Raw genomic sequence first — 10747 nt, 5'->3', positions numbered from 1 at the left:
TGTCAGCTAACGTTTTTACTCTTTGACCGCGAATATTATAGATATTTATCTTAATATTTTCTGATTTTTTACAGAAAAATGAAATATTCAGATTTTTTCTACAAGGATTTGGCAATATTTGTGAGTAAAGTTCCTCATTTTCGATTATTTCATCGATACCTACTGGCAAAAGACCTTTGCCATGCGTCCAGACTGGATCTAGAATTACGCCATCGTTGAAATTTGGGCTCGAATCATGAACAAGAATACCATTTCCTTCATTCATTTGCCAATAACCCGACAAACCGGGTTCTGAGCCGCTTAAATAGTAATTCCGGTAATATTGAATATCATCAGAACTCCGACTATCATTCCAAACGCGAACTTCATCAATTGTGCCATTAAAAGTAAAACAATTATAATTAGTACTGCCGATTGCTAAGTCACTTGCGCTATTATCTGCTATTGGACCTGAAGGTGTATTTGTAAAAGAAAGCTCCTGCTCAATACCATTTATATACATTTTTACTTCATCATATGTGTTGGAAAAACTTGCTGCAACGTGTTGCCATGTATCTAGGGAAATCGAACTATCAGGTGTTGTTATTATAGAATTTGTGCCGTTTTCGTTATACAGCCACATTGCAAGACAGTAATTATTCGTCACAGCATATTCTTTGATAAGCATCAGGACATACGCCGTCTTATCGATGATCCTGCCAAATCCTAGAGAGGGATGTAATCCCCAACCAATCGGTTTTATCCAGGCTTCCATGGTAAGATCATCGATAATATTAAGCGTTGGAGACGGTGAGACCATCACACAATTCCCTGATTCAAAATATAATGCGCTTTCACCATCGAAAACCCGTATGCTGTCATCAAGTGTAACTGTTTCAGTGATCACACCATTCGACACCACGAGTGTAGGCATATAGGATCCAACTTCGTTATAGGTCCATTCAGGATTTTGTTCATACGAATCTATTATGCCATCATTATCGAAATCCCAATGCCAATACTGCACTGGTGGCTTACTGAACGTCGATTCGCTGAAATTTACAGACAAAGGTACATTTCCAGTCACCACATCGACGGTAAAATCTGCAACAAGGAACTCATTGACGTTTTCCCACCAACGTATATGATGAACACCATACACTGCCGTACATCCGACAATATCCAAATCATCATCTGAATCAAGGTCGACAATAAACAATTTTAATAGATCAAGTGCATCTGTGCTGATAAAGGTTTCCGTAAAATTCGCTTCTCCGTCATTTTCAAAGAATGACGCAACAGCATCCTGCCAGGCAATTGCAAAAATGTCCGTATCGCCGTCTTCATCGATATCTGATAAAACCGGGCTTCGACCTCCAGCATAGCTGTCATTCAACATGTGTAATGTAAAATTCTGGCTGCCGTCATTCTCAAACCAGCCGACATTATCACTAATCCCGCATGATGTAAGGGCAAAATCTACATACGTGTCATCATTGATAAATCCTGCCTGTATCCAGTTTGATTTATCCCAGCCGTCAAAGAGAAGATGTTCCGTAAAAACTTCGTCATCACCGATGTTTTCGAACCATACGACTCCCCCACCTTGTGCTGCCGCAATGATATCGATATCAGTGTCTCCATCCACATCCAGTGCCACTGCTCCGCTTACTACAGTCCAGTCATCTTTAATAATGTGCTCTTCGAAATTTTCTTCACCGTCATTTTCAAACCAACCGATCCTTCCAATCTGGCATGCAGTTGCAAGGATATCTACTTCACCGTCAGAATTGATATCGATAAGATTTCCACTCGGACGATCTGTTACCTGTACGAAACCCGGTTCATCCCAGGTTGTCGCAACATCATGAGCTGTGAAGGTTTCATCATGATTATTCTCGAACCATGTGATCCTGTCAGCTCCATTTGCCGTTGCTACAAAATCAGGATATCCGTCCTGATTGATGTCTCCCACATCGATTGCTTTTGCATTCGTGTATCCATTGATAACCAGATGTTCTGAAAAGTTCAGGTTTCCGTCATTTTCCAGCCATGTGATATGTCCGCTCTGAAAACATGTGTACACAAGATCCTGGAAACCGTCAAGATTGAAATCCGCTGCTGCAATTGCACATGCGCCGTTCGTATTTTCGAAAAGTGTGTGCTCTTCCAGCAATGTGTCTGCATAAAGCAGAGATAATTGTACAAGCCCTATTACAAGAAATAGGGTCATTCCTATTCTTTTTTTCATGTGTGCTCCCCTTATTGATTTTATTTTTTCTGAGATTAAGGTGCGTCTTTATAAAGTGCTTTGAGACGAATGATTGCAGGTGCTATATCGAAATATTTCGCAGCATACGCATTGATGCCGTCCCATATCTGCTCCCGTGAAAGCCCGTCTTTGAACATATTGATAATATGGCTGAATGCAATCTCGTACAGCATATCACTGTAGATCCAGCCGGCAAGGAACGTACTGCTGCTCCATAGCGCATATATCAGTTCCTCTTCCTGTTGCTTAAAGGTCGAAATCAGAAATTTGCCCCCGTCCACAGCAATACAGAACCAGTCTAGCCCCCATGGTTCATAGGTTTTACCTGGTGTAACATAATAGGAATATTTCATGATCTCACACCCTTTGACCTCGTAGGTTTCGTCACCGAGTATGACGATCTTGATACCGCGCGATGCGGTTTCTTCGAGCACCGACCTGATCCGTTCGAGTTGCATGGGTTGAACATCGATAAATATGACCTCCTCAGCCGATTGTATCATTTCCTCTGCTTTTGTATAAACCTGACTGACCGTGTTCAACGCATATATCTGGTCGTCCTGTTCCCGGTTTTGAATGGAACTGAACGCTTCGGTGATCGCTTCTTTTTTTGTTAAAAAATCTTTTTCCTTCTGCTCGAGTACCTGCTCAATGGGCACTGCCTGGAACTGTTTGTTCCTACCTGCCTGAAGCTCGACAATCGCCCCTTTTTGCTCCAAAGTCTTCAGTGCCTGGTACACATTCGAGCGGGATTTGCCAATACTGTTCGAAATTGTATATCCCGACTGTGCAGCACCTTGCGCCAATGACAGGTACACTTCTGCTTCGATGCGGGTAAATCCGATGCTGGTAAGAAGTCCGAGTAATTCTGCGGAATTCATGTGCACTCCAATTTAGTGTTTCTATTTAGAACTACTATTTAATATTGTAAATTTGATTGTCAAATAAAATGATGTGAATGTGTCCTCCTTCCTCCCCCTCATTTCATTAAATGTACCTTCAAATTCTCAGATCAAACCCACCTACAATTTAAAATCATTATAACTAAATAAATTAAACTTCGCATATTTTTTCATGTTTTTTTGTCTTATCTTTCATTTAAATTTTGATTAGTATCTTACTTAACGGATTGGTGCTTGGTGAAATGCCAGCGTCATCGTGCATTTAGATTAAGATATCGGAGGGTGCGTAGTCGTCAAGCCGTAGTTAGAAGCAGTAATGCCGAAGAAAGCATATCATGTGCCCTCTGCCAACCTCTCAATGAACTAATGACACTAGAGAAAAGAACATATTATTTCAGCGGCTTTTTGGGCACCATCAATAGGAATGCTCACAGAAGACACTGGTTTGTTTATGTTCTGCAGGACTTTTTGAGCTAATCTTAACGGATCAGTATTCTTGAATAACATTTTAACACCGGCTTGATGTCTCTCCAACCTCTTAGATACATGTGTCTCTTGCTCTTCGTGTCCTTCTATTGGGAAATAAATAAATGGTACTTTAAGCGCTGTCAGCTCGAGTGTTGCGGTCCCCCCTGCTTGGGTTATCACCAAATCACTCGCTGCAAAATGCTCATAGAGTTTCGGAACATAACCTTTAACCTCAATCCCACCAGATACTATAATAGAAGCTGGGTCAAGACGTGGACCACAAACCAGTACCATTTGCAGATCTGGGATTTCATCTTTCACATAGACGTAGGCTCTAGAACACAAATCCAGGATTTGTCTACCAACACTTGTTCCACCAATCGCACAGATAATCAGCGGATTGTCACCATACCCTAAAACCTTCTTTAATCTGTTCCGATCTGGTATTGCTCCCGGAGTGAAATTTAAAACATATCCAATTAAGAAATAATGCTTTTGTGCATAGCGTCTACGATTTGGCAACAGAAACCCGAATCTGCTATCAGATATATCTTCATTTTCGCCGATGAATAGGACACTATTCTTTCCAGCTTTTATTCGCTTATGGTCTTGAGACTGTTGCTCGTTAGTAGACTTTTTTCCGTGTAATAAATTCCTAAGTCTTTGCATGAAAGTTAAGTAACTAAATCCCACAAAATCGTAAATCATAACAAAAGGAGTTTTTATCTTATCATGAAGATTATCGAGATGAAACCATATTCCATATGTTTCATCCCCCACGGCAACGTCATATTCTTCATAACTCAAAATGTTACAAAATAATCGATAGTTACTTTCCCATCTTGGTCGTGAAACTCTACCGTAATCCGGTAATCGCAGAGAAAAACCTTTCACAACGCTTTCAGCTTCTGTGTTAAGATCTGCAAACTCTTCCCATCTTTTGTGTAATACTCCGCCCACCCGCTTTATTTCTTTTGCAGCCGGACCATTTGCGAGCCATATGATTTTCACATTTTCGTTTACACATGCTATCTTATTGGCAATAGCGATATCTCTGATAATATGGCCAAGACCCATGGATCCGCTTATAAAAAGTATTCGCTTCATTCAGATCTCCTATTTATGAAAAGGTAATATTGCGTCTGATGTCTTGCCTCTGCCACGCTTCAGTCTTGGAGTTGTTTGTTAGCAGCAATTCTTTTATTTTACCAACAAACATTTCTTTATTACCTCGGTTTTACCATTTGCACTTAGCTTGTAAAAATATAAACCTGAACACACATGTTTACCATACTCATCATCACCATTCCAGATGATTGAATGATTGCCTGTTTGCATAAACTCGTTAATAAGCGTTTTAATTTTCTGTCCTTTTATATTGAATATTTCGAGTTCAATGTCGCTATTTTGCTTAATACAAAAGGAAATTGTGGTTTTGGGATAAAATGGATTTGGATAATTTTGAAAGAGAGTAATTGGCGAAGGAATTATATTTGGTTCATCATCAATATCTACATTAGAAATATCTGCATATTGTAAACTAGATAAATCATTGCCGGGAATATAACCTCCATAAACATACAAATTATCTCCAATTACTTCAGTGCCACAATGTCTACGGCCAATCATATTATTGCTCAATTGGGTGAATTCATGTGTTGCCGTATTGAATTCAGCTACAAAATTGAGATCACTATAACTGCCTGTTAACCAGATATACTGCCCTGATGCTGTAGTATGATGTGCAGAAACACCGGTTGGCATATACCCGATAAAAGACCATTCATTGTTCTGAATATTATACGCATCTATTCTATTGGAAACGGAACCGTTGTATCCTCCGAAAACATACAATATCCCATCAACAATTTCACCTTCAGTTTCTTTTGATTCCGGCATGTCTGCAAGCTGTGTCCAATTATTGCCTGAAGGTTCAAATTCATATAATTCATTGGAATATCCAGTATTTTGAGTGCCACCAAAAATATAAATCTTATTGTTCCAGACAGCAGAACCCGATTGCGAACTTAGAATGTGATCCGCGGTTAAATAGGTTAAATTACCAGTGTTAACATCAACTACTTCTACAGTATCCGAATGTGTTGCATTATTACCTGCTAATCCGCCAAAGATATAAATATTGTCTGTGCTTTGTATATATTCTGCTCTACAATATAGTCTGGGAATTAATCCATCTGCAAATTCAGACCAGCTATTAGTAGCAGAATCGTATTTTTCAATGTTATTAATTCTATCATTAGGAAGATCATGATTTGCACCAGCTATAGCATATAGATAATCTCCATCATTTGCATAAGCAAAACCAGATCTTGCTGTAATCATATCTGCTAATGAATTGAATGTTATATCATAATTATAACTAAATTTTGCTACAAAAATATCCGAATCCCCATTACTGGTAATAGAGTGGGTACCAAAATTTGCTGTTTCGCAATAATTTCCTATCACATAACAATTTTCAGTATTATCTATTGTGATGCTCTTTCCTGCATCACCCCCATTTCCACCAGCCCTTGTTGCCTGTTGCCAGTTACCATTGACATCCATCTTAGCAATAAATATATCATAATCTCCACTGCTGGTAAGAGAATATGAACCAAAGGTTGCATTTGACATAAATCTTCCTGTTACATAATTATTTCCAGCATTATCAATTGTGATTCCATAACCTTTATCATGTATAGCTCCACCAGCTTGAGTTGCCCATTGCCAGTTCCCGTTCACATTCACCTTTGCTACAAAAATATCATATACATAACTACCACTACTTGTAAGAGTATAGGGTCCAAAATTTATGGTATTACTTTTAAAAGTTCCTGTGACATAACTGTTTCCTGAATCATCTATTACAATTTCCAATCCCTCGTCTTCATTAGTACCAGTAGCTTGGGTTACCCAGAGCCAGTTTCCGTTCACATCCATCTTTGCAACAAAAATATCTTCCCATCCTGCGCTAGTAAGAGAGAAATAACCAAATTCTGCTGTGTGTGTAAAATATCCTGTCATATATAAATTCCCTACTCCATCTATTGCGATTCCAGTTGTTACTTCACCCTGAATTCCACCAGCCTGGGCTGCCCATTGCCAATAACCATTAGCATTAATCTTTGCCACAAAAATATCACTATGTAAATCACCAACATTGCTGTTGGTAAGAGTATAGGAGCCAAAGTTTACTGAATTACTTCTAAAAGAACCTGTTACATAACAATTTCCAGCATCATCTATTGTGATTGCATTTCCAATATCTACATTATCTCCGCCAACCTGGGTTGCCCATAACCAGTTTCCATCAGCATCCAGCTTTGCTACATAAATATCTTCCATTCCTGAACTATAAAGAGTAGAAGAACCAAAAGTTGCTATCCCTTCGAAACTTCCTGTTATAAAACTATTCCCCGCGCTATCTATCTTGATTTTTATTCCACTTTCAGAAGAAGCTCCACCAGCTTTGGATGCACGAATCCAGTTTCCATCTGCGTCCATCTTTGCAACAAAAATATCAGATTCGCCATTACTGATAAGAGTGTAGGAACCAAAATCAGCAGTACCTTCGAATCTTCCTGTCGTATAAAGATTACCATCAGCATCAATTGTAATGTTAAACCCTAAATCTAATCCGCTTCCACCAGCATGAGTTGCCCAATCCCATTCAGGTGTTTGGGCAAATAAAACCGTGTTAAATATCAATAACGAAATACAAATTAAAATAGTTCTTGTTTTCATGAATCCTCCAATTTAGGATTTATTTGAAGGTTTTAGATCAGAGAATAAGCCCAACCGTTTTTGATTATCGAAATTATTCATATACTTCTTTATTTATTTTTTCGCAGGCGCGCTGAAATTAATTCCGATTTTTTTCAGTATCTAATTCTGTTCAAGTTTAAATGTACATCCAAACACCTCTCAAGTTCACATACTCTTTTTATAATAGATACCTATCTTGTCAAATTGTTTAACAAATTTTATGCTTAGTTGTTGAAAAACGACGAGCAACATCTCTGCCACTCGCCGCTTGGATTTCAAACAGCTCATTTATCTCAGAAGGAGCACTTTTTGTAATATTGTTTTATCTTTTTGCACCAGCTCACAAAAATATATACCGTTTGCGAGTTTATTACCTTTATAATCCGTACAATTCCATGTCATGTATCCGGGTGTATTTGTATCTTTATCTCGCAGAGTATTCACTCTTTGCCCAAGAATGTTATAAATATTAATGGTTAAGTTTTCAGCATTTTTGCTGGAAAAAGAGAAGTTGATCACGTTTCGGGCAGGATTTGGATATACAGAAAACAAAAACTCATCAGATTCATTTCCGGGATCGACACAGACTGGAGCAAGCGGATAGCCCTGTGCCCAATGTGTTAAAGAGATTAACACATCTTGGTCTGTTACTTCATCGAGCGCATAGTCACCATAGCCCTCATCAAAGGTTAAGTAACCAATTAAACCGGTTTCATACCCGTGAAGATACATATTCATATATGCCTGTATATCTGCCTGGGACCTGCACACATTCCATATACGCACCTCATCGATTCGACCGGTAAAGGACTTTGCATAATCAGCACTGTTCCCGAATAGTATATCATAGTCTGCATTATCTTTGATAGTTCCGGATAACGTGCCGGACTGATACGCAAGTTTTTCTTCTCCATTGATATACATACATACTTGATCGATGCCGTCATAGGTTACAGCAACATGCTGCCACTGGTTGAGGACAATGGAATTATTCTCGGTAGAATAAAAGTAGTTCGCTCCTGCTTCGTTCTGAATTTGAGCAACCAGACTTTCGATAGTCAATGTTGGAAACTGGTTGGAAAGGTAGATCAGAATGGATTTTCTTTCAAAGATCCTGCCAAATCCAAAAAAGGGATCAATACCATAATCTGTTGGATTTATCCATGCTTCAACAGTGAATGCGCCTGTCATAGCAGGATACAAATCGCTCTCGCATGTCACCCTGTTATCACCTTCATCAAATTCGAGGGAGCTCTGCCCGTCAAACACGCGAATGTAATTCTCTTTGAGTTCGGTCAGAGAAAGTGTATCAACTGTAACAGTAAGACTTACATTATACGAACCGGTATCAGCATAGGTCCATGTTGGGGTTGGTTCTGTGCTATCGATCGATCCGTCACCATCCAGGTCCCATTCAAAGGAATCCACAGTTCCAAGAACGAAATTGCCGAACTGAACTTCCAATGGAGCATGACCTGAATTCGGCGTCCCTTCGAAATCAGCAGAGAGTTCGATGAACTTCATGAGCCAGACATTATAACCTCCGCCGCCATACAAATATGACTGCCCGACCACATAGCAGTAGCCGGAACTGCTGAGAAGGATATCAAATCCGCTTTGATTTCCCGGACCGCCATAGGTTTGCGTCCAGAGGATATTTCCTTCATCATCCACTTTCATAACAAAGAGATCTGTTGAAAGGTCGGTATATTCTGCTGATCCGCAGATAAGATAGGTATTGTCGAGCGGACAATATACAAGTGATTTCGCGAAATCATAGAATGCACATTCAGGTACTTCGAGATGATTTTTCCATTCCATTGTTAAATTTTCGTTCGTTTTGATCAAAGCAACATCCATCACTTCTACAGATTCCTGGGTACATCCCCCTATTAAGACGAATCCCCCATCAGGTGCTTCACACACATCGAATCCGTCATCATAACTGCCCTGTCCGGATGTCATGACCCAGTAGATTCCTTCGTTGGTAACATTTCCATAAGAATCCATTTTCACAAGATAGATCTCTCGATTATTTCCGGAAGTAACACCCGGCGTATCATAGATGCCGGTCGAACCGACGATTACATAATGCCCATCAGATGTTTCGATAAAATTCTCTGCTGTTTCGGAATGTGAAGTGCCGACTGTTTTTGTCCAAAGTGTATCTCCATCAGCATCGATCTTCAGGACATAGATATCATCTTCCCCTGCCCCCGATGATTCGGTATATCCGCAAATCACATATGCATCATCAGAGGTTCGGACTATTCCTCGTCCCAAATCCACAGCAGCTCCACCGTATGTATTTGACCATTCTTCAACGCCGGTATTTGTTATTTTCACAGCATAGATATCCTTTGATCCCTGTCCAAAAGACGCTGTATTACCAAGTAGAATATAGCCATCATTATTAATTGAATTGCATATTGAGAACGCAGCATCGAAATTTGATCCACCAAAGTGATTACTCCAAACCTCATTACCGTTTTCATCGACCTTGAGAACATACATATCCTGGTATCCATAGCTATCTGAATAGGTGTAACCAGCGATGATAAGTCCGTCGTCATTTGCTTCTATAACTGCTTTTGCACCGTCTGCAAAAGGTCCGCCAAAGTATTCATCCCATAAATTATGAAAATCTGCATATAATGTGCCTGATATAATCATAACTATACAGAGACTGAAAAGTACGCATATTTTTTTCATGATACCTCCCCTATCGTGAACTGATCAGGTTTTCCATTGCTGTCCTGATCGCTTCAATATTCTGCTGCCAATAGTACTGACCGCGTGTTGACGTTACGATATTTCCATCGATGACTGCAGGGATCTGCGTTCCCAGAAAGTTTGCTCCTGCATCGATATATTCTTGAAGATAGTAATCTTTGCCAGTGATGTTGACGCCATTGATGATATCTGCCGCTGCAAGACAGCGAACACCGGCGCAGGTGGCAAAGATCACCAATCCGTTAGCATTTGCGTTCACGAACAAATCCATTGCAGCATTCGAATTGAGGATCGTATTATACGCACCTGCAGGATTTGCATATGATTGTGCTGGAAATAGTATGAGACAATCATAATCAGCTATGTTCGAAACCTCTGAGACCAACAGATCAACAGTGATCGATTCTCCCCAGAAACAAGGCGGCACAGTAACCGTAACGCCTGTCGTTGTAATATCCAAGCCCATTTCCCGCAGTTTCTCTATAATCAGGAAACTGTTTGCACCATACTGAGTGGGTACAATTACAAGTGCCCTAACATTATCAGCACAAAGCGATGCTGAAAGAAAGAGGAGTATTATTACCCCACACGTGATAATTTTTTTCATGAGACCTCCATGTTTTGT

General features: G+C 39.7%; 6 protein-coding genes. All 6 read right to left on the bottom strand.

Features of this window, described 5'->3' with window-relative positions:
• The coding region (locus JW794_08510) for a VCBS repeat-containing protein (protein ID MBN2018149.1) at nucleotides 1-2230 on the bottom strand (2230 nt) is incomplete at its 3' end.
• A gap of 35 nt (nucleotides 2231-2265) precedes the next feature.
• The gene (locus tag JW794_08505) at nucleotides 2266-3132 is read right to left on the bottom strand and encodes a hypothetical protein (protein ID MBN2018148.1); all 867 of its coding nucleotides are present in this window, start codon (nucleotides 3130-3132) and stop codon (nucleotides 2266-2268) included.
• 393 nt (nucleotides 3133-3525) lie between these two features.
• Entirely contained in the window at nucleotides 3526-4728 is a 1203-nt protein-coding gene (locus JW794_08500) for a hypothetical protein (protein MBN2018147.1), read from the bottom strand.
• A gap of 93 nt (nucleotides 4729-4821) precedes the next feature.
• Nucleotides 4822-7368 carry an SBBP repeat-containing protein gene (locus JW794_08495; protein ID MBN2018146.1) on the bottom strand — a complete coding sequence of 849 codons (2547 nt, stop codon included), beginning with the start codon at nucleotides 7366-7368 and terminating at the stop codon, nucleotides 4822-4824.
• A 309-nt stretch (nucleotides 7369-7677) separates the two neighbouring features.
• Nucleotides 7678-10101 (bottom strand): T9SS type A sorting domain-containing protein, encoded by a 2424-nt coding sequence (locus JW794_08490; GenBank protein MBN2018145.1) that lies wholly within the window; start codon nucleotides 10099-10101, stop codon nucleotides 7678-7680.
• Between the two features lie 10 nt (nucleotides 10102-10111).
• Nucleotides 10112-10729: a DJ-1/PfpI family protein gene (locus JW794_08485; GenBank protein MBN2018144.1), complete on the bottom strand. Its 618-nt coding sequence runs from the start codon at nucleotides 10727-10729 to the stop codon at nucleotides 10112-10114.
• Between the last annotated feature and the right edge of the window lie 18 nt (nucleotides 10730-10747).

This window comes from Candidatus Cloacimonadota bacterium (assembly GCA_016932035.1).
Lineage (GTDB): Bacteria > Cloacimonadota > Cloacimonadia > JGIOTU-2 > JGIOTU-2 > Celaenobacter.
The sequence above is the reverse complement of the archived record's forward strand: the minus strand, read 5'-3'. Positions and strand labels throughout refer to the sequence as shown.